The 19748-nt window shown below is 69.3% G+C and carries 16 protein-coding genes; 7 read left to right on the plus strand and 9 right to left on the minus strand.

Translation table 11 applies throughout. The features are described 5' to 3' along the window. Window positions 1-5 precede the first annotated feature (5 nt). Genes AWB94_RS08045 through nei2 form a run of 3 tightly spaced genes read left to right on the plus strand, consistent with a single transcriptional unit; the run spans window position 6 to window position 5802 of the window. Window positions 6-4499: an ATP-dependent helicase gene (locus tag AWB94_RS08045; RefSeq protein ID WP_062659776.1), complete on the plus strand. Its 4494-nt coding sequence runs from the start codon at window positions 6-8 to the stop codon at window positions 4497-4499. Between the two features lie 57 nt (window positions 4500-4556). Next, window positions 4557-5039, plus strand: a complete 483-nt coding sequence (locus tag AWB94_RS08050) for a DUF2834 domain-containing protein (protein WP_062659777.1) — start codon at window positions 4557-4559, stop codon at window positions 5037-5039. Between the two features lie 7 nt (window positions 5040-5046). Continuing rightward, on the plus strand, window positions 5047-5802 hold the full coding sequence (nei2, locus tag AWB94_RS08055) for an endonuclease VIII Nei2 (RefSeq protein ID WP_062659778.1): 756 nt from the start codon (window positions 5047-5049) through the stop codon (window positions 5800-5802). On the opposite strand, the gene AWB94_RS08060 is transcribed toward nei2, so the two are convergent. Next, window positions 5803-6855 (minus strand): fatty acid desaturase family protein, encoded by a 1053-nt coding sequence (locus AWB94_RS08060; protein WP_062659960.1) that lies wholly within the window; start codon window positions 6853-6855, stop codon window positions 5803-5805. A gap of 89 nt (window positions 6856-6944) precedes the next feature. Further along, the gene (locus AWB94_RS08065) at window positions 6945-8012 is read right to left on the minus strand and encodes a ferredoxin reductase (protein WP_062659779.1); all 1068 of its coding nucleotides are present in this window, start codon (window positions 8010-8012) and stop codon (window positions 6945-6947) included. A 156-nt stretch (window positions 8013-8168) separates the two neighbouring features. On the opposite strand from AWB94_RS08065, the gene AWB94_RS08070 reads away from it, so the two are divergent. Then, window positions 8169-8852 carry a TetR family transcriptional regulator gene (locus tag AWB94_RS08070; protein ID WP_084395511.1) on the plus strand — a complete coding sequence of 228 codons (684 nt, stop codon included), beginning with the start codon at window positions 8169-8171 and terminating at the stop codon, window positions 8850-8852. A gap of 21 nt (window positions 8853-8873) precedes the next feature. On the opposite strand, the gene AWB94_RS08075 is transcribed toward AWB94_RS08070, so the two are convergent. Further along, on the minus strand, window positions 8874-9644 hold the full coding sequence (locus tag AWB94_RS08075) for an SDR family NAD(P)-dependent oxidoreductase (protein ID WP_062659780.1): 771 nt from the start codon (window positions 9642-9644) through the stop codon (window positions 8874-8876). A 273-nt stretch (window positions 9645-9917) separates the two neighbouring features. Here AWB94_RS08075 and AWB94_RS08080 point away from each other — a divergent pair, with 273 nt between their 5' ends. Next, on the plus strand, window positions 9918-10685 hold the full coding sequence (locus tag AWB94_RS08080; protein ID WP_131805444.1) for an FkbM family methyltransferase: 768 nt from the start codon (window positions 9918-9920) through the stop codon (window positions 10683-10685). A 48-nt stretch (window positions 10686-10733) separates the two neighbouring features. On the opposite strand, the gene AWB94_RS08085 is transcribed toward AWB94_RS08080, so the two are convergent. The 3 genes from AWB94_RS08085 to AWB94_RS08095 all read right to left on the minus strand — a co-directional run bounded on the left by AWB94_RS08085 (window position 10734) and on the right by AWB94_RS08095 (window position 14825). Next, a complete protein-coding gene (locus tag AWB94_RS08085; RefSeq protein ID WP_062659782.1) occupies window positions 10734-11588 on the minus strand; it encodes a pseudouridine synthase in 855 nt (284 codons plus the stop codon). Next, a complete protein-coding gene (locus AWB94_RS08090; RefSeq protein WP_062659783.1) occupies window positions 11585-13336 on the minus strand; it encodes a glycerol-3-phosphate dehydrogenase/oxidase in 1752 nt (583 codons plus the stop codon). Before AWB94_RS08090 ends, AWB94_RS08085 begins: the two co-directional genes overlap by 4 nt. A gap of 73 nt (window positions 13337-13409) precedes the next feature. Next, on the minus strand, window positions 13410-14825 hold the full coding sequence (locus tag AWB94_RS08095; RefSeq protein WP_062659962.1) for an NAD(P)H-quinone dehydrogenase: 1416 nt from the start codon (window positions 14823-14825) through the stop codon (window positions 13410-13412). A 130-nt stretch (window positions 14826-14955) separates the two neighbouring features. Here AWB94_RS08095 and AWB94_RS08100 point away from each other — a divergent pair, with 130 nt between their 5' ends. Continuing rightward, the gene (locus tag AWB94_RS08100) at window positions 14956-15429 is read left to right on the plus strand and encodes a gamma-glutamylcyclotransferase family protein (RefSeq protein ID WP_062659784.1); all 474 of its coding nucleotides are present in this window, start codon (window positions 14956-14958) and stop codon (window positions 15427-15429) included. 25 nt (window positions 15430-15454) lie between these two features. On the opposite strand, the gene AWB94_RS08105 is transcribed toward AWB94_RS08100, so the two are convergent. Together AWB94_RS08105 and AWB94_RS08110 are read right to left on the minus strand one after the other, a co-directional pair. Then, window positions 15455-16621 carry an amidohydrolase gene (locus AWB94_RS08105; RefSeq protein ID WP_062659785.1) on the minus strand — a complete coding sequence of 389 codons (1167 nt, stop codon included), beginning with the start codon at window positions 16619-16621 and terminating at the stop codon, window positions 15455-15457. Continuing rightward, on the minus strand, window positions 16618-17811 hold the full coding sequence (locus AWB94_RS08110; protein ID WP_062659786.1) for a M20 family metallopeptidase: 1194 nt from the start codon (window positions 17809-17811) through the stop codon (window positions 16618-16620). The genes AWB94_RS08105 and AWB94_RS08110 overlap by 4 nt, the downstream gene beginning before the upstream one ends. Window positions 17812-17829: 18 nt before the next feature. On the opposite strand from AWB94_RS08110, the gene AWB94_RS08115 reads away from it, so the two are divergent. Next, window positions 17830-18624: a purine-nucleoside phosphorylase gene (locus AWB94_RS08115; protein WP_062659787.1), complete on the plus strand. Its 795-nt coding sequence runs from the start codon at window positions 17830-17832 to the stop codon at window positions 18622-18624. 19 nt (window positions 18625-18643) lie between these two features. On the opposite strand, the gene AWB94_RS08120 is transcribed toward AWB94_RS08115, so the two are convergent. After that, window positions 18644-19738, minus strand: coding sequence for an AbrB family protein (locus tag AWB94_RS08120; protein ID WP_062659788.1), 1095 nt, complete (start codon window positions 19736-19738; stop codon window positions 18644-18646). Between the last annotated feature and the right edge of the window lie 10 nt (window positions 19739-19748).

Here is a 19748-nt window from a genome sequence, read left to right on the forward strand (position 1 = left end):
AACGCATGGCCACACCCGATCCACTCGGCCGGTTCAGCGAGCTGACCCGGCAGTGGTTCACGGGCACCTTCCCCGCGCCCACCGCCGCGCAGGCGCAGGCCTGGGCGGCCATCGCCGACGGTCGGCACACGCTGGTCATCGCGCCCACCGGGTCGGGTAAGACGCTGGCGGCGTTCCTGTGGGCCATCGACGGCCTGGCCCGCGGTGTGCCCGGTCCCGGCACCAAGGTGCTCTACGTGTCTCCACTGAAGGCCCTGGCCGTCGACGTCGAGCGCAACCTGCGCACCCCGCTCACCGGGATCGCCCGGGTGGCCGAACGTCTCGGTGCGCCGGCCCCGGACATCACCGTCGGCGTGCGGTCCGGGGACACCACACCGCAGCAGCGTCGCGCGCTGATCACCACACCGCCCGACGTGCTGATCACCACCCCCGAGTCGCTGTTCTTGATGTTGACGTCGTCGGCCCGCGACACGTTGGCCACCGTGCACACCGTGATCGTCGACGAGGTGCACGCCGTTGCGGGCACCAAACGTGGTGCGCACCTGGCGCTTTCGCTGGAGCGGCTGGACGCGCTGCTGGATGCGCCCGCGCAGCGGATCGGATTGTCGGCGACGGTGCGCCCGGCCGAGGAGGTGGCGCGGTTCTTGGCCGGCGCCGGTCCGACCACCATCGTCGCCCCGCCCGCCGAGAAGACCTTCGACCTCAAGGTTCAGGTGCCCGTGCCGGACATGGCGAACCTGGCCGACAACTCGATCTGGCCGGATGTCGAGGAACGCATCGTCGACCTGATCGAAGCGCATCGATCGTCGATCGTGTTCGCGAACTCCCGGCGGCTGGCCGAACGGCTCACCTCACGGCTCAACGAGATTCATGCCGAGCGCACCGGCATCGAGCTGCCCGCGGCCCACAATCCGAAGGTGGGTGGCGGGGCACCCGCCCAACTGATGGCCAGCGGCCAGAGCCACGGCGCGCCCACCCTGCTGGCGCGCGCCCACCACGGCTCGGTGAGCAAGGAACAGCGTGCCGCGGTGGAGGACGACCTCAAGAGCGGACGCCTGCGGGCCGTCGTCGCCACCTCCAGCCTGGAGCTGGGTATCGACATGGGCGCGGTCGATCTGGTGATCCAGGTGTCGGCGCCGCCGTCGGTGGCCAGCGGGCTGCAGCGCATCGGCCGGGCCGGCCACCAGGTCGGCGAGATCTCGCAGGGCGTGCTGTTCCCCAACCATCGCACCGATCTGATCGACTGCGCGGTCACGGTGCGCCGCATGCAGGCCGGCGAGATCGAAACCATGGCGGTACCGGCCAATCCGCTCGACATCCTGGCCCAACACACGGTGGCCGCGGCCGCGCTGGAGCCGCTGGATGCCGACGCCTGGTTCGACACTGTCCGGCGCAGCGCGCCGTTCGCGACGCTGCCGCGCAGCGCGTTCGAGGCCACGCTGGACCTGCTGTCCGGGAAGTATCCGTCCACCGAATTCGCCGAGCTGCGTCCCCGCCTGGTGTACGACCGGGATCACGGCAGCCTCACCGCACGGCCAGGTGCGCAGCGGTTGGCCGTCACCTCCGGCGGGTCGATACCCGACCGCGGCATGTTCACCGTCTACCTGGCCACCGAAAAGCCTTCGCGGGTAGGCGAACTCGATGAGGAGATGGTCTACGAGTCGCGTCCCGGTGATGTGATCTCACTGGGCGCGACCAGTTGGCGGATCACCGAGATCACCCATGACCGGGTGATGGTGCTGCCCGCCCCCGGGCAGCCCGCCCGGCTGCCGTTCTGGCGCGGGGACAGCGTGGGCCGCCCCGCCGAACTGGGTGCCGCGGTGGGCAGGTTCACCGGCGAGCTGGCGGCCCTGGGACGCGAGGACTTCGAGGCGCGCTGCCGGGAAACGGGTTTCGACGATTTCGCCACCGACAACCTGTGGCAGCTGCTCGACGAGCAGCGCCAGGCCACCGGGGTGGTGCCCACCGACGCCACCCTGGTGGTGGAGCGCTTCCACGATGAGTTGGGCGACTGGCGGATCATCCTGCATTCCCCCTACGGGTTGCGGGTGCACGGCCCCCTGGCGCTGGCGGTGTCGCGGCGGCTGCACGAGCGGTACGGGATCGACGAGAAACCGACCGCCTCCGACGACGGCATCATCGTGCGACTCCCCGACACCGACGAAAAGCCGCCCGGGCCCGATATTTTCGTGTTCGACGCCGACGAGATCGAGCCCATCGTCACCGCCGAGGTGGGCGGGTCGGCATTGTTCGCCTCCCGTTTCCGCGAGTGCGCGGCGCGGGCGCTGCTGCTGCCGCGGCGCCACCCCGGCAAGCGGTCACCGCTGTGGCATCAACGCCAGCGCGCCGCGCAGCTGCTCGATATCGCGCGCAAGTACCCGGACTTCCCCATCGTGCTGGAGACGGTGCGGGAATGCCTGCAGGACGTCTATGACGTGCCGGCGTTGACCGATCTGATGAGCCGGATCGCCCAGCGCCGGGTGCGGCTGGTGGACGTGGAGACCACCACGCCGTCCCCGTTCGCCGCGTCGGTGCTGTTCGGCTACGTGGGTGCCTTCATGTACGAGGGCGACAGCCCGCTGGCCGAGCGCCGGGCCGCGGCCCTGTCCCTGGACAGTGTGCTGCTGGCCGAACTGCTGGGCCGGGTGGAGCTGCGCGATCTGCTGGACCCCGAGGTCACCGCGGCCACCACCCGGCAGTTGCAGCACCTCGACCCCGAACGGCACGCCCGCGATGCCGAGGGCGTCGCCGACCTGTTGCGACTGCTCGGCCCGCTGACCGAGGACGAACTGAAAGCCCGGTGCGCGGCCGAGGACATCGGTGGCTGGCTGGAGGGGCTGCGCACCGCACGGCGGGCGCTGACAGTGTCGTTCGCCGGGGCAACCTGGTGGGCGTCGATCGAGGACATCGGCCTGTTGCGCGACGGTGTCGGGGTGGCGGTGCCGGTCGGGGTGCCGTTGACATTCCTGGAGAGCGCGGACGACCCGCTGGGTGAGCTGCTCGGCCGCTACGCCCGCACCCGAGGGCCATTCAGCACCGACGAGGCGGCCGCCCGGTTCGGTCTGGGGTTGCGGGTCACCGCCGACGTGCTGGGCCGGCTGGCCGCCGACGGCAAGCTGGTGCGTGGCGAGTTCAGCGACGCCCCGTCGGCGGCGGTCTCCACGACGCGCGAACAGTGGTGTGACGCAACGGTTCTGAAGATCCTGCGACGCCGCTCGCTGGCCGCGCTGCGGGCCGCGGTGGAACCGGTCAGCCCCGCGGCCTACGGCCGGTTCCTGCCCGCCTGGCAGCACATCGGGAGCCAGCACAACCGCGGCATCGACGGGTTGGCCGCGGTCATCGACCAGCTGGCCGGGGTGGCACTGCCCGCCTCGGCGGTCGAATCGCTTGTTCTGCCCCAACGGGTGGCCGACTACCAACCCGCCATGCTCGACGAGTTGCTGGCCTCCGGTGAGGTCACCTGGTCCGGCGCCGGGCAGATCGGCGCCGCGGACGGGTGGGTGGTGTTTCACCTCGCCGAGTCGGCGCCGCTGACACTGGCCGCTGCGGCCGAGATCGAGTTCACCGACGTGCATCGCGGCATCCTGGACACCCTGTCGGCCGGTGGCGCCTACTTCTTCCGGCAATTGGCCGAGCCCGGCAAGGACGGCACCTTCGCCGACGCACTGTGGGAGTTGATCTGGGCCGGCTGGGTCACCGGCGACACCTTCGCCCCGGTGCGCGCGGTGCTGCACGGGTCTCGTCGGGCTCCCGCGCACCGGCAACGCAAGAGCCCGCCCCGGCTGAGCCGCTATCGCGTGGCGCACCCCACGCCGCGCGCCGATCCGAAGGTGTCCGGCCGCTGGTCGGCACTACCGGCACCGGAGCTGGATTCCACCGTGCGCAGCCACTTCCAGGCCGAGTTGCTGCTCAACCGGCACGGTGTGCTGACCCGCGGGGCCACCGAGGGCTTCCCCGGCGGATTCGCGATGCTGTACAAGGTGCTCACCGCCTTCGAGGACGCGGGGCGTTGTCAGCGCGGCTATTTCATCGAGTCGCTGGGTGGCGCCCAGTTCGCCGCCGCCTCGACCGTGGACCGGTTGCGCAGCTATCTGGACGGGGTGGACCCGGAGCGACCGGAGTGGCACGCCGTCGTCCTGGCGGCGACGGACCCGGCCAATCCGTACGGCGCCGCGCTGCCCTGGCCGGCGGGCGGGGACTTTCGCCCGGGCCGCAAGGCCGGTGCGCTGGTGGTGCTGGTGGACGGCCGCTTGGCCTGGTTCCTGGAGCGGGGCGGGCGCTCGCTGCTGAGCTTCGGCGCCGAGCCGGGCGCGCACCAGGCGGCGGCCGATGCGCTGGCCGCGCTGGTGCACGAGCACCGCGTGCCGTCGTTGTTGGTGGAGCGGATCAACGGGGTGTCGGTGCTCGATCCGGTGGTCGACGAGGCACGCGAGGCTGCGCAACAGGCGCTGACCGAGGCCGGTTTCGCCAGGACACCGCGGGGACTGCGGCTGCGCTGAGTACCCAGTAATGTCAAATTTGACAAAACATGCGGCCGCCGGGTTCATACTGGCGGCATGGTCTCGCTCGTCGTCCACCTGATCCTCGGATTCGCCGTCATCGCCTGGATCGTCAGCTCCAACCGCGCCATCTTCACCCGGCCGGCCACCGGACCCCAGCTATCAGCCCTGGAGGCGACGTTCTACGTCGTCGGCATCGCCGCGACCGTCCTGGGTTACTACTTCAACGCCCGCTTCGTCGCCGAGTACGCCACCCCGTCGAGCAACCCGATCTGGGGTCCGGGCAGCTGGCAGCAGTTCATCGCGCTGGGCTACACCAACCCCGCGGCGAGCTCGGCCAGCCAGGACTACACCATCATCAACGTCATCTTGCTGCCGCTGTTCACCGTCGTCGACGGGTACCGGCGCGGGATCAGGCGGCCGTGGCTGTTCTTCGTCTCCAGCCTGTTCACCAGTTGCGCGTTCGCCTACGCCTTCTACTTCGCGGCCCTGGACCGTCAACACCGCCATCACAAGGCCCGCACCGAGGTTGCGGTGTAATGGGGGTATGCCCGAAGGTGACACCGTCTTCCACACCGCCGCCCAGCTGAGGCAGGCACTCGCCGGAAAGACGTTGACGCGCTGCGATATCCGGGTGCCGCGCTATGCCACGGTGGACCTGTCCGGCCGAGTGGTCGACGAGGTGCTCAGCCGGGGCAAGCACCTGTTCATCCGGGTCGGTGACGCCAGTATCCACTCGCACCTGAAGATGGAGGGCAGCTGGCGGATCGGTCCCGCCGGGGTGGCGCCGCATCGCATCCGCGCCGTCCTGGGCACCGCCGACACCCAGGCCAGCGGTATCGACCTGGGCATCCTGGAGGTCCTGGAGCGGACCCACGATCAGGAGGTGGTGGCCCATCTGGGCCCGGACCTGCTCGGCCCGGACTGGGATCCGCGGCTGGCCGCGGCCAATTTGGCCGCCGATCCCGGCAGGCCGCTGGCACAGGCCCTGCTGGACCAACGGGTGATGGCCGGGGTGGGCAACGTGTACGCCAACGAGCTGTGCTTCGTCTTCGGTCGCAGGCCCACCGCCCGGGTGGACAGCGTCGAGGACCCGCTGCGGTTGGTGCAGCGGGCCCGGGACATGTTGTGGCTCAACCGATCCCGATGGAACCGCTGCACCACCGGCGACACCCGGCGCGGGCGGCAGCTGTGGGTGTACGGCCGGGCGGGCGAACCGTGTCGCCGCTGCGGTACCACCATCGAGGTGGACGGCAGCGGCGACCGGATCAGCTACTGGTGCCCGAATTGCCAGGCGGCGTAATCACTTCCAGGGCAGGGCCAGCCGACAGATCTTCTTGACCACCGAGAAGAACTGGGTGTGCAGCGGTCCACCGTTGTACGGCAGGCCGTAGCGCCCACAGATCTCCTTCACCTCGCCGGAGATCTCGGCGTACCGGTGCGCGGGGATGTCCGGGAACAGGTGGTGTTCGATCTGGAAGGACAGGTTGCCACTGAAGATGTGGAACCACTTGCCACCAGTCAGGTTCGCCGAGCCCAGCAGCTGCCGGTAGTACCACTGGCCACGGGTCTCGTCGCGGGTCTCCTCCACGGTGAACTCGTGGGTGCCCTCGGGGAAGTGCCCGCAGAAGATGATGGTGTAGGACCACACGTTGCGCATCAGGTTGGCGGTCATATTGCCCGCGAACACAAAAGGCGCGAACGGGCCGGCCAACAGCGGGAAGGCGACATAGTCCTTGATGGTCTGCTTCTTGACCTTGGCCCACATCTCGGTGAGCATGTCCTTCTTGTCCCGCAGCTTGATCTCGCCGGCGCGGATCCGCTCGGTCTCCAGTTCGTGCAGCGCCACGCCGTACTGGAAGAACACCATCAGCAGGAACGCGTAGAGCGGATTGCCCAGGTAGTACGGATGCCACCGCTGATCTTCGCTCATCCGCAGCACGCCGTAGCCGATATCGCGGTCCAGGTCCACGATGTTGGTGTAGGTGTGGTGCATGTAGTTGTGCGAGTGCCGCCACTGATTGGACGGGCAGGCCGAATCCCATTCGAAGTTCTGACCGCGCAACGCCGGATCGCCCATCCAGTCGTACTGGCCGTGCATGACGTTGTGGCCGATCTCCATGTTGTCCAGGATCTTCGACAGGCCCAGCAGCGCCGTGCCGATCGGCCAGGCCGGCGGCAGGAACAGCAGGGCGCGCCCGCCGACCTCCAGGCTGCGCTGCCACTTGATGATCTTGCGGATGTAGGTGGCGTCGCGCTCACCGAGATCGGCCAGGGCGCGCTCGCGAATGGCGTCGAGTTCGGCACCGAAGGCCTCGAACTGTTCGGGGGTGAGGGTGTACTTCGCGGAGGTCACAGCGGCGGGCGCCGGGGCCGGCGTGGTCGAGCTGGCGGGTAATTCGAGTGTGGTCATGACATGCCTTTCACGTTGGAAGCCAACAGTTCTCAAAGGTCGATCGCCACGTCACCGACGGGAGCGGTGATGCAGATCCGGATGTCTTCGCAGGCGTCGGTGGACACCGCGCCGTTGAGCAGATTGCGCACCGCGCCTTGGGTTTTGGTCCTGGTGCAGCTGAAGCAGATGCCCATCCGGCAGCCGCTCTCGGGCTGCAGCCCGGCCGCCTCGGCCTGTTCCAGCAGCGTCTTCCCGCTGTCGACCACCTCGACGCCGCTGCCGGTGAAGGTGATCGTGCCGCCGCCGGCGGCGTCCGGGGCGGCGAACACGGGCGGCACGAAGCTCTCCGACCGCGCATCCGGGCGCAGCGTCTGCACCGCGTCGACCAGGGCAGGTGGGCCGCACACGAACACCGCGTCGGGGTCGGACATGGCGGCCGACAGGTGATGCGGGGCGAAGTACCCGTCCAGGTCGGCACCGCGATCGTCGCGGGTGTAGCCATGCAGCACCTTCACCCCGGGCAGGGTGTCGAGTTCGTCGCGGTAGCAGGCCTGGGCGGCCGACCGGGCGTAGTGCACGAAGGCGATCTGCCCGGTGAACCCTTCGGCGAGCAGCGTCCGCAGCATCGACATCACCGGGGTGATCCCGCTGCCGCCGGAGACGAACAGGATGCGCCGGGGCCGCACGGCAGGCATGAAGAAGTCGCCGCCGACGGAGTCCAGGCCGACGATCATCCCCGGCTTGGCGTTCTCGTAGAGATAGGTCGAGACAAGGCCGCCGTCGTGCAGACCGATGGTCAGCTCGACCAGTCGGCTGCCCTCGGCGCTGGCCGGCGAGTAGGGCCGGGTGCGCCGGCGGCCGTCGATCTCGACGGACAGGTTGATGTGCTGGCCGGCACGGAAACCGGCGAAGGCGGCGTTGGGTTCCAGCGTCAAGGTGACGCTGCGGGAGCTCTGGCGGCGGACGGCCACCACCTTGGCGCGCGCGCTGCCCTTGATCCAGACCGGATCGACGATCTCGGTGTAGCGATCGACGCCGTGTGGTCCGGTGAGCAGATCCAGCAGCGGCGACCGGAGCACCCGGTCCCGCAACCTGTGCGTCAATGTTTCGGTGAACATATGTACACTGTGAGTCGGTAAGAAGTGCACGGTCAAGGAAAACTAGCAGGTTGTGACGGGCATAACATAGTGAACAGTCGTACTCCGAATTCACAAACACTTGACACCGGAACACCGGCCGGAGCGCAGCCGTGTCCGGTTGTACGCTCGGTGGTTGTGGATAGTGAGGCTCCGAGGTCCCGCACTGGGCGGCCCGCACGCTCGAGTCGGTCGCGGTCGCGAGACACCCTGTCCCGAGAGGAACGCAAAGAGGTCACTCGTCGGGCGATCGTCTCGGCCGCACTGGAACTGCTCGAGGAGGGCAGTTTCACCGGACTGAGCCTGCGCGAGGTGACCCGCAAGGCGGGCATCGTGCCGGCGGCCTTCTATCGGCATTTCGATTCGATGGAATCACTGGGCCTGGTGCTGATCGACGAATCGTTCCGGTCGCTGCGCGACATGCTCCGCGGCGCGCGCGCCGGAAAACTCGATCCGAACCACGTCATCGATTCCTCCGCCGAGATCCTCATCGCGAGCATCAGCGAGCGCCGCGAGCACTGGCGTTTCATCACCCGCGAACGGGCCAGCGGCGTGGCCGTGCTGCGCTACGCCATTCGCACCGAAATCCGGCTTCTCACTTCCGAACTCGCCATCGACCTGGCCCGGTTCCCCGGCCTGAAGAATTGGAGCAGCGAGGATCTCAACATCCTGGCCAACCTGTTCGTCAACGCCATGATCTCGATCGCCGAGACCACCGAGGATGCCGCCGACGCCGCCGCACTGGAGGAGATCAAGCGCATCGCCGTCAAACAGATGCGGATGATCGCCGTCGGGGTGCGGGGTTGGCGCAGTGCAGACTGACGCCGGTGTGTCCGCGGCGCATCACCGCGGCGTGCCGCCCCCGTCGACGATCACCACCTGACCGGTGATGTAACTACCCGCCCCGGAGCACAACAGCAGTGCGGCCCCGACCATTTCGTCGGGCGACGCCAGGCGCTGCATCAAGGTCTTCGCCGCCATCGCGTCGATCGCCTCCGGCGGATTGTTGCGCATCATGTCAGTGTCGACCGGCCCGGGGGCGATCGCGTTGACCCGGATGCCCAGCGGTGCGAACTCCGCCGCCATCGAGCGGGTCACCGACATCAGGGCGGCCTTGGCCGAGGCATAGATGGACAGGGACGGCGCGAAGGTGAATGCGCCCACCGACACCACGTTCAGCACCGCCGCGGCAGGGCTGCGCTGCAGATGGGGCAGTGCGTGTTGGACCAGGAACACCGGGCCCTGCACATTGACCGCGTACGACTTGTCCCACGCCTGCACCGTCATCGACCCGACGGGCTGCGCCAAGGCATTGGCGGCGTTGTTGACCACCACGTCGATCCCGCCGAACTCGGCGACCGTGCGGTCCACCAGCACCGCCAGATCGTCGACGTTGCCCAGATGCGCCGGCACCCCGATGGCGGCCGCGCCCAGGCTCCGCAGCCCCTGCGCGGCGGCCGCACACGCGTCGGGCTTGCGGCTGGCCACCACCACTCGGGCCCCGGCCAGCGCGAAACCCTCGGCCAGCGCGAGGCCGATCCCCCGGGTGCCGCCGGTGACCACGACGGTGCGTCCGGACATGTCGAACAGCGTGTCGAACCGGGTGCGATCCATGCCGGCCAGTAGACCAGATCACGGCAGGTCATCGCCGTCGGATCGGACCAGATCCGGTGGTGCGGCAAATGTCTAGGTTTAGCGCGAGGCGGGTACTTGCGTGCATACTCAGCAATGAACATCGACAGCCACGATGGAGGCGGTCACACCGCTCGCTCGCGACCAACGACGGCCCGGGCAAGTATTTGACGAGCCCGACAGTTAATCTAGGCGCGCACGAGGGGAAATACGAGCCTTGCTGATTAGCGCGCCCCCGCGACGACGGAGGTGAAGATGCAGGTTGCTGGACGCAAGTTGGGGATAATTGCGAGTTCGTTGTTGCAACGCCGACATTATGTCGCCGCCCGCAACATGGTGCGGCTTTACGACCATCCGCTCCGGATGTTCGCCCGTTACCTCGCCGGGACCGGCGAGTATCCGTACACCGTCCGCGTTCGCACCCCGCAGTCCTGGCTGGCGCTGCGGCTGAATTCGGCGCACGACGTGCTCACGGTCAACGAGATCTTCTGCCGCGACGACTACCACGCCGACAACTCCGACGAGGTGATCGTCGATTTCGGATCGAATATCGGCATCTCCGCCGCGTACTTCCTCACCCGCACCCCGGCGGCCTATGCCTACCTTTTCGAGCCGCTACCGTCCAACGTGGCCAAGCTCAAGGACAATCTGCACCCCTTCGAGGGCCGGTACGAACTCCGTGAGGTCGCGGTCGGCGTGAGCGACGGTGAGGTGGAGTTCGGCTGGGAGGACAGCGGCCGGTACGGCGGGGTGAACGCACACCTGGACCACACCCTCACCGTGACATGCGTCAATTCGCAGACCGTGCTGAAGGAAATCATCGGCAAGCACGGGCACATCGACATTCTGAAGATCGATATCGAGGGACTCGAAGCGCAGGTCATCGACAACATCCCGCCGTCGTTGGCCCGCAATATCAACAAGCTTTATGTCGAGTACATCTTCGACCGTAATCCGCTGGCCGAGACGCACACGCTGCGTCACTACGGCGGCATTGCCCAATTCATTCGCAAGGCGAACTGAATCCCGTCCGATCGGCAATTCCGGTCGGTGCAGCGAACGATTTATCGGTCACGTTAATAATGTCCGGTGACTGACGAATTCGCGGAACACGCCGCTGAGGGGGTCCCGGAACGCCAGCCGCTGCGCCAGCAGCCGCAGTGGCCGGGAGAAGTCCCCCGGTGCGATATCGATCACATCGGGATAGAGCGGATCGTTGTCGATCGGGATGCCGATCGAGGCCAGGTGCACGCGCAATTGGTGCGTGCGGCCGGTCCGCGGGGACAGGCGGTAGCGCTCGTTGCCGAGGGCTTCGACATGGGTCTCGGCGTTGGGCTCCCCCGGCACCTCGAAAGCCTGTAACCGGCCGCGTTCTTTGACGATCCGGCTGCGCAGCACCGTGGGCAGTTCGACGGTCGGCGTGCCGGTGGCCCTGGCCAGATACGTCTTGTGCACCGACCCCGCGGCGAACATCGTCTGATACGCGCCACGAACCGCACGGCGCGCCGTGAACAACAGCACCCCGGCCGTCAGCCGGTCCAGCCGGTGCGCCGGGCTCAGCTCCGGCAGCTCCAACTCGCGGCGCAACCGCACCAAGGCGGTCTGGGCGACATGCCCGCCGCGCGGCATGGTGGCCAGGAAATGCGGCTTGTCGACCACCACGATGTCGTCGTCGCGGTACAGGACGGGCATCGCGAAGGGCACCGGCACCTCGTCGGGCAGCTCGCGGTACAGGAAGACATGGGCGCCGGCAGGCAGCACGGTGGATGCGTCGGCCACGGTGCCGTCGGCGCAGAACACCTCGCCGGCAAGCACCTTGGCGCCGCCACCGAAACGCCGCTGCAGCTCGTCGTGCAGATTGCCGCCCTGCACCCGCAGTCGGGACGGGCCGATACCGTCGTAACCCGGCCGACCCGGCACGCTCAATTCAGCGGTACCGGTTCCAGGATCTCGGCCCTGGCCTCCGGCGCGGCGGCCCGCAGCGCGTCGGCGGACGTGTCGTCGGGCTGGGTCTGGGATTGCACCTCGGCCTCCACCCGGGCCAGGTAGGTCCGCACCTCCCGGTCCACGTCCGCGGCACTCCAACCCAGAACGGGCGCAACGACTTCGGCGACCTCGGCCGCACAGTCCACCCCGCGATGCGGATACTCGATCGAGATGCGCATGCGGCGGGCCAGGATGTCCTCCAGATGCAGGGCACCCTCCGCGGCCGCCGCGTACACCGCCTCCACCTTGAGGTACACCGGGGCTGCGGTGATCGGCTCCAGCAGTTCGGGCTGCACCACCCCGTCTGGGGAGGCCATGGCCAGCACCTCGCCGATCAGCGACCCGTACCGGTCCAGCAGATGCCGCACCCGGTACGGGTGCAGGCCGTAGTGCCTGCCGACATGCTCGGTCTGGTTCACCAGTGCGAAGTAGCCGTCGGCCCCCATCAGCGGCACCTTCTCGGTGATCGACGGCGCCACCCGGGTCGGCACGAACTCGGCTGCGGCGTCGATCGCGTCGGCACCCATCACCCGGTAGGTGGTGTATTTGCCACCCGCGATGGCCACCAGTCCTGGCGAGGGCACCGCCACCGCGTGCTCGCGGGACAGCTTCGAGGTCTCCTCGCTCTCGCCCGCCAGCAGCGGCCGCAACCCGGCGTACACCCCGTCGATATCGTCGTGCGTCAACGGGGTGGCCAGCACCGTGTTGACGTGGCCGAGGATGTAGTCGATATCGGCCTTGGTCGCGGCCGGGTGCGCGAGATCGAGATTCCAGTCGGTGTCGGTGGTGCCGATGATCCAGTGCGTGCCCCACGGGATGACGAACAGCACCGACTTCTCGGTGCGCAGGATGATCGCCACCTCGCTGACGACGCGGTCCCGCGGCACCACGATGTGCACCCCCTTGGAGGCCCGCACCCGGAACCGGCCGCGCTCCTTGGCCAGTGCCTGGATCTCGTCGGTCCACACCCCGGTGGCGTTGACCACCACGTGGCCGCGCACCTCGGTCACCGCACCGTTCTCGGAGTCGCGCACCTTCACCCCGGTGACCCGGTCGCCCTCCCGCAGCAGCGCCACCACCTGCGTCGAGGTCCGCACCACCGCGCCGTAGTGGGCGGCCGTGCGCGCCACCGTCATGGTGTGCCGGGCGTCGTCGACGACGGTGTCGTAGTAGCGGATACCGCCGATGAGCGAACTCCGCTTGAGCCCCGGAGCCAGCCGCAACGCCCCGGCCTTGAGCAGATGCTTTTGTGGCGGAACGGATTTCGCGCCGCCCAGCTGGTCGTAGAGGAAGATGCCGGCGGCGACGTAGGGCCGCTCCCACAGCCGTTTGGTCAGCGGGAACAGGAACGGCAGCGGCTTGACCAGGTGGGGGGCCAGCGTCGTCAGCGACAGCTCGCGCTCGTGCAGCGCCTCGCGAACCAGGCCGAACTCCAGTTGCTCCAGGTAGCGCAGGCCACCGTGGAACATCTTGGAACTGCGGCTCGACGTTCCGGATGCGAAATCGCGGGCTTCGACCAGGGCGACCCGCAGTCCGCGCGTCGCGGCGTCCAGTGCCGCTCCGGAGCCGACCACACCGCCACCGATGACCACGACGTCGAACTGTTCACTGCCCAGCCGCTGCCAGGCCGTCGCACGCTGGTCGGGCCCGAGCTGAGCTTGACCATTGCCTGAGATCGGGTCAGTCACGATTCCGAGCCTACGTTGCCCCACCCGGCGATGCGCCGCGCCGCGGTGCCGAACTCGCCTTTAGTCCAGGTCGCTAGTCGAGATCGTCATGGGCCATCAGCCGGCGCGCCGCTTCCACGATGGACCCGGACAACGACGGGTACACCGACAGCGTCTGGGCCAGGTCACCCACCGAGATCCGGTTCTGCACCGCCAGGGCGATCGGCAGGATCAACTCCGACGCGATGGGCGCGACCACCACACCGCCGATGACCACGCCGGTGGCCGGCCGGCAGAAGATCTTGACGAAACCGAAGCGCAGCAACGACATCTTTGCGCGGGCGTTGGTCGTCAGCGGCAGCATCAGGGTTCTGGCGGGCACGGTGCCGTCGTCGATCTTGGTCTGCGGCACCCCGACCGCGGCGATCTCGGGCCGGGTGAAGGTGGCCGACGCGACGGTGCGCAACCGGATGGGGTTCACCCCCTCGCCGAGCGCGTGATACATCGCGATGCGGCCCTGCATGGCGGCCACCGAGGCCAGCGGCAGCAGACCTGTGCAGTCGCCGGCGGCGTAGATGCCCGGCGCCGTGGTGCGCGACACCCGGTCCACCGCCAGGTAGTTGCCGGGGCCGAGTTCGATACCGGCGTTCTCCAGACCGAGGCCGCCGGTGTTGGGCACCGAACCGACGGTCATCAGGGCGTGGCTGCCCTCGACGGTGCGGCCGTCGGCCAGTGTGACCTTGATCCCAGCATCGGTGCGGACCACCGAGTCGGCGCGGCCGTTCTTGACCAGCGACACCCCGCGCTCGGAGAACGCCTCCTCCAGCACCGCGGCGGCGTCGGAGTCCTCGTGCGGCAGGATCTGGTCGCGGCTGGCCACCACGGTGACCTTCACCCCGAGTTCGGTGTACGCGCTGCAGAATTCCGCGCCGGTGACCCCCGACCCGACGATCACCAGATGCTCGGGCAGCTCGGTCAGGTCGTAGAGCTGGCGCCAGTTCAGGATGCGCTCGCCGTCGGGGACCGCCCCCGGCAGCACCCGCGGGGTGGCGCCGGTGGCGATGAGCACCACATCGGCCTTGAGCACCCCGACCTTGCCGTCGGGCGTGGACACCTTGACGCGGTGATGAGCCATGCCGGGAACGCTGTCGACGAGTTCGCCGCGGCCCTTGACCACGGTCACGCCGGCATTCAGCAGGGTCGCACCGATATCGGCCGACTGCGAGCGGGCCAGGGTCTTGACCCGGTTGTGGATCTGCGCCAGCGAGATCTTGGCGTCCTCGATGGCGATGTCGAAGCCCAGACCGTTGGCGCGGCGCAACTCGGTGCGTACGCCGGTCGAGGCGATGAACGTCTTGGACGGCACGCAGTCGAACAACACGCAGGCGCCGCCGATACCGTCACTGTCGACGACGGTGACTTGAGCGACGTCGGCGCCGCGGGATGCGGCGACCAGGGCTGCTTCGTAGCCGGCGGGTCCGCCGCCGATGATCACGATCCGGGTGGGCACGTCCTTAACGTAGTGGGTGACTGCGGCCGAACCCACACGTGCCGATCCCCCGGGTCGCTTCGCTCTCCCCCACCGTGCCAATCCCCCGGGTCGCTTCGCTCCCGCCCGCCGGACCGCCTAAAGTTGGCCCGTGCCGCTCTACGCCGCTTACGGGTCGAACATGCATCCCGAGCAGATGCTGCAGCGCGCCCCGCATTCGCCGGTGGCCGGCACCGGCTGGCTACACGGGTGGCGCCTGACCTTCGGCGGCGCGGACATCGGCTGGGAGGGCGCGCTGGCGACCCTGGTCGAGGATCCCGACGAGAAGGTCTTCGTGGTGCTCTACGACATGACCAAGGAGGACGAGGCCAACCTCGACCGGTGGGAGGGTTCCGAGCTCGGCTTCCACAAGAAGATCCGCTGCCGGGTGGACCGGCTGTCCTCGGACACCACCACCGACCCTGTGCTGGCCTGGCTCTATGTGGTGGATGCCTGGGAGGGCGGCCTGCCGTCGGCCCGGTATCTCGGGGTGATGGCCGATGCCGCCGAGATCGCCGGCGCACCCCCGGAGTACGTCCACGACCTGCGCACCCGCCCCTCCGCCAACGTCGGCCCCGGCACCTAGCGCTTTCTTTGGCGAGCGGCAGAAGTCAGACGGCGGAGTGTTCGACGAGGTTGGACATCACCTGGACGCCGACGGCCAGGGCGCGCTCGTCCAGGTCGAAGGTGGGCTGGTGCAGATCCAGCTGGGGGCCGCGGCCGGACCACACGCCGAGCCGGGCCATGGCGCCGGGCACCTCCTCCAGATACCAGGAGAAGTCCTCACCGCCGCCGGACTGATGGGTGTCGGCCAGCGCGTCGGGACCCAACGCCTCGATGGCGTGGGTGAGGATGCGGGTGGAGGTCTCCTCGTTCACCACCGGCGGCACACCGCGGCGGTAGTTCACCGCATGCTCCACCGTCAGCGGCGCCAACAACGACGAGACCGTATCCCGGACAAGGGATTCCAGCGTCAGCCAGGTTTCCCTGCTGGCCGTGCGGATGGTGCCGGCCAACGTCCCGGTCTGTGGAATGGCGTTGGCGGCCACCCCGGCGTTGACGGCACCCCAGACCATCACCGTGCTCAGCCGGGGGTCGATCCGGCGCGACAGCACTCCGGGCACCCCGGTGATCAACGTGCCCAGCGCATACACCAGGTCTCCGGTCAGGTGCGGGCGCGAGGTGTGCCCGCCCGGCGAGTGCAGGGTGATCTCGATCGAGTCGGCCGCCGAGGTGATGGGCCCGGGCCGGGTGGCCACCTTGCCCACCTCCAGGCGCGGGTCACAGTGCAGTGCGAAGATCCGCGACACCCCGGACACCGCCCCGGCTGCCACCGCGTCGATCGCCCCGCCGGGCATCAATTCCTCGGCGGGCTGGAAGATCAACCGGACCCCGACCGGCAATTCCGGGGCCGACGCCAGCGCGAGCGCCGCGCCGAGCAGCACCGCGGTGTGCGCGTCGTGCCCGCAGGCGTGCGCCACGCCCGGCACCGTCGACGCGAACGGCAGCCCGGTGCGCTCGGCCATCGGCAGGGCGTCCATGTCGGCGCGCAGTGCCACCCGCGGCCCGTCGTCGGGACCGAAATCACACGTCAGCCCCGTGCCGCCGGGCAACACCTTCGGATTCAGCCCGGCGTCGGCCAGCAGGTTGGCGACGAACTCGGTGGTGGCGAATTCTTGCCTGCCCAGTTCGGGGTGGGTGTGGATATGCCGACGCCAGGCCACCAGATCGTCGTGATGGGCGGTCACCCAGGCCTCGGTGTGCGCGCGCAGGCTCATGAACGCGAATCCCTCCGTCGCCGGTCGTGCGCGGTTAGCACGCGGTCGCGCTCGGTTGCGTTCTGCGCCAACGCAACCACCGTGCGGGCCAACATGATTGCTCCTTCGACGACGGCCTTGTCGGCGGACGGGCCCGCCGCAGCGGTGGTGAACTCCGGCTGGTGAATCGATGCGCCCCCGGCGTCCACCCCGACCACCGGATGGATCCCGGGCATCACCTGGGTGACGTTGCCCATGTCGGTGCTGCCCAGGGGGAGTGCCGTCTCCAGCTCCTTGGCCACCGGCGTCCGCCCGAACCGCAGCATCTCGGCGCGGAACACCTCGGACAGGAACCCGTCGGGCGCCAGCGCGTCGTAGCTCGGGGCGGTTTCGGCGACGGTGTGCGTGCAGCCGGTCGCCACGGCCCCGGCCGTGAAACAGCCCGCCATCCGCTGCTCCAGTTCGCGCAGCGACTCCATGGTGGTGGCGCGCATGGTGTAGCGCAGTTCGGTGTGCGCCGGGATGATGTTGCTGGCTTGGCCGCCCTCGGTGACCAGGCCGTGCACCATCTGCCCGGGCGCCAGCTGCTGGCGCAGCAACCCGATGGCCACCTGCGTGACGGTCAGTGCGTCGGCGGCGTTGATGCCCAGGTGCGGTGCGACCGCGGCGTGCGATTCCCGCCCGGTGTACCCGACGGCGACCTCGGACAGGGCCAGCGAGCGCGCCGCGGCGATATCGACCGGACCGGGATGCAGCATCACCGTCGCGGCGATGTCGTCGAAGGTTCCGGCCTTGAGCAACAAGGCTTTTCCGCCGCCGGTCTCCTCGGCGGGGGTGCCCAGCAGCACCACGGTCAAGCCCAGCTCGTCGGCCACCTCGGCCAGCGCCAGCGCGGTGCCCACGGCGGAGGCGGCGATGATGTTGTGCCCGCAGGCATGGCCGATGCCCGGCAGCGCGTCGTACTCGGCGCAGATCCCGACCACCAGTGGGCCGCTGCCGTACTCGGCCCGGAACGCGGTCGGCAATCCGCCGGCCGCGGGAGTCACCGCGAACCCGCGCTCGGCCGCCAGCGCCTGCGACTTGGCGCAGCTGCGGTGTTCCTCGAACGCCAGCTCGGGCTCGGCGTGAATCGCGTGGGACAGCTCGATCAGATCCCCGCGATGCCGATTGACGGCATCCTCGACGCTCGACAACGCGGTGATCGTGGGCATCCTGGCAGTATCTCATTCGTGACTGATCCACAGCTGACGGCCGATACCGCCGCGCAGGCGATCCGGGACCGCACCGGTGTCGACGCCCACGATGTGGCCGTGGTGCTGGGCTCCGGCTGGGCGCCCGCCGTCGAGCAGCTCGGGACGCCGAGCGCCACCATCCCGATGGCCGAGCTGCCCGGTTTCACCCCGCCCACCGCGGCCGGACACGGCGGCCGGGTGCTGTCCATCCCGGTCGGTGCCCGCCATGCGCTGGTGCTGGTGGGCCGCATCCACGCCTACGAGGGCCACGATCTGCGTCATGTGGTGCATCCGGTGCGCACCGCGTGCGCGGCGGGCGCGCGCACCGTGGTGCTCACCAATGCCGCGGGCGGGCTGCGCGCCGAGTACCGGGTCGGCGAGCCGGTACTGATCGGCGATCACCTCAACCTGACCGCGCGCTCCCCGCTGGTGGGGGCCCAGTTCGTCGACCTGGTGGACGCGTACGCGCCGCGGCTGCGCGCCTTGGCCCGGGAGATCGACCCGACGCTGACCGAAGGGGTCTACGCCGGGTTACCGGGCCCGCATTACGAGACCCCGGCCGAGATCCGGATGTTGCGCACGCTCGGCGCCGACCTGGTGGGGATGTCGACGGTGCACGAGACCATCGCCGCACGGGCGGCCGGCGCACAGGTGCTGGGCGTGTCGCTGGTGACGAATCTGGCCGCCGGGATGACGGGCCAGCCGCTGTCGCACGCCGAGGTGCTGGAAGCCGGCCGGCAGTCGGCGACGCGGATGGGCGCCCTGCTGGCCGCCGTCATCGAACGGCTCTGAGCACGGGCCCGGGCCGGCGCTAACTCCCGGTGGTCACCACGGCGCGCACCGCGGTCCGTCGCCGGCCGCCCAGCCTGGCCATCCCCCGGGCCAGCAGGGGTGCGGCGAACAGCATCAGCAGGATGCGGACCACTTGGGCGGCGATGATGAAGGTCACGTTGGAGCCGGTCTCGACGGCGGTGGCCAGGACCGCGTACACCCCGCCCGGGCTGGTGGCCAGGTACCCCTCCAGCGGGGTGAGGCCGGCGAGGTGGGCCAGCGCGACGCCGAGACCGGCGGTGGCGACGCCGAGCACCACGATCAGTGCCAGCGCCGTGGGCAGGATGCGGGCGACCGCGCGCAGCGAATCCCGCGTGAAGGCCAGACCGGCCTGCCAGCCGATGACCAGGTAGCCGGCCTGGACCAGCACGGCGGGCACGCTGAGCCCGAACGACAAGCCGGTCAGTTGCAGCACCACCGTCAGCGCCAACGGCCCGAGCAGGCCGGCGCCCGGCAATCGGATCAACCTGCCGGCAGTGGACCCGACGAGCACCAGCCCGACCAGCATGGCCAGGCTCAGATACCAAGGGGCCGTGGCGCTTTCACCCGGGGCGCCGGCGTGTCCGTGGGTTTTGTCGGCGTGGTAGACGAGGGTGACCACCAGCGGCATCGACGCCGTGACCAGCGCGACCCGCAGATACTGCACCACCGAGACCACCCGGTCGTCACCGCCGAGTTCGCGTGCGATGGCCACCAGGCCCGACGCGCCCCCGGCCACCAGGGCCAGCGATCCGGTCAGTGGGCTGACATCACGGTGCAGCCCGAGCAGTGCGCCGGCGAGCACCGACAGCAGCAGGGTGCCCACGGCGACGCCGAGCACCGGCAGCCAGTTCGGGCCGAGGGCGCCGACGGCGTTCTGCGACACCATGGTGCCGATGTACACCCCGAGTACGCCCTGCGCGGCAACCCCGGCGCGACGCGGCACACCCGCCGGGGCCACGGCGGCCAGCGCCAGGGCGATGCCGACCACCAGCGCGGCGAACAGTGCTGCCGACGGCACACCGGCCAGGGTGAGCGGGACCGTGACGGCCACGCTGACCGCCAACAACAACACCCACCTTGCGAACCGTTTCATATCTATATCA

Origin of the sequence: Mycolicibacterium canariasense (assembly GCF_002101555.1) — a bacterium.
Classification (GTDB): domain Bacteria; phylum Actinomycetota; class Actinomycetes; order Mycobacteriales; family Mycobacteriaceae; genus Mycobacterium; species Mycobacterium canariasense.